The organism is Vreelandella aquamarina, from assembly GCF_900110265.1.
Taxonomy (GTDB): Bacteria; Pseudomonadota; Gammaproteobacteria; order Pseudomonadales; family Halomonadaceae; genus Vreelandella; species Vreelandella aquamarina.
Genome location: NZ_FODB01000125.1, coordinates 1 through 1,023 on the forward strand (window position 1 = coordinate 1; position 1,023 = coordinate 1,023).

At 53.2% G+C, this 1,023-nt stretch carries 1 protein-coding gene; it reads left to right on the forward strand.

The features are described 5' to 3' along the window. The first annotated feature begins 110 nt into the window (after window positions 1-110). Window positions 111-971 carry a type IIL restriction-modification enzyme MmeI gene (locus tag BMY49_RS17115; RefSeq protein WP_338061338.1) on the forward strand — a complete coding sequence of 287 codons (861 nt, stop codon included), beginning with the start codon at window positions 111-113 and terminating at the stop codon, window positions 969-971. Window positions 972-1,023 lie beyond the last annotated feature (52 nt).

Sequence of the window (1,023 nt, forward strand, 5' to 3'; positions counted from 1 at the left end):
ACTGTCTGGGTGAATGGCGATAATGGCTATATTGCCATGCAGGTCAGTGGGTTAGAAGTGCTTCCGGGGGCCGGTCTCACGGATTCAGGAGTAAACCAGCATATGAAAGTGTGATTCGTAATTACCGCAACGGACGGGATATGACCCAGACGCCACGCGGTGTCAAAGTGATAGACCTCTTCGGACTAACCGCCGACGAAGCAAAAACGCATTACCCATCAATTTACCAATGGGTAGTCGAGCGTGTTAAACCTGAGCGCGATCAAAATAAAGATAAAAGCATTCGCGAAAAATGGTGGCTTCATGGCCGACCAAGGCCAGAATGGCGAGACTACTCTGCAGGTCTGCCGCGATACATCTCCACGGTAGAAACAGCAAAACATCGCCTATTTACGTTTTTAGATGCCGATATTTTACCAGACAACAAGCTAATCAATATTGCTCTGCAAAAGGGTGAAGAGTTTGGGCTGTTATCAAGCCGCTTGCATATACTCTGGTCATTAGCGGCTGGTAGCCGTTTGGGTGTTGGCAACGATTCAGTCTATGTAAAAACCCGCTGCTTCGAGACTTTCCCCTTTCCAGAACTTACCGACGAGCAGGCGGCGAAGATCGGCCAACTGGCCGAACAGATCGACGCCCATCGCAAGCGTCAGCAGGCAGAGCACCCAACGCTCACGCTTACCGGTATGTACAACGTGATGGAAAAGCTTCGCGCAGGCGAAGAGCTCAACGCCAAAGAGCAAACCATCAACCAACAAGGCTTGGTCAGCACCCTGCTTGCCGACCACGACGCCCTAGACCGCGCGGTATTTAACGCCTACGGCTGGGATGACTTGGCAAAAGCACTCGTGGGGCTGCCCGGTGCCACTACGCCCCTGCCGGATAAACCCGCCGCCCAGGCAGAAGCCGAAGAAGAGTTACTAATGCGCCTAGCAGCCTGTCGGACTTTCCGTTGCACCGTGAGATACTGACCACCGTCATCGCCGAGCTGAGAAGATCGCCATGAGCCGCTTCATCCCTGTG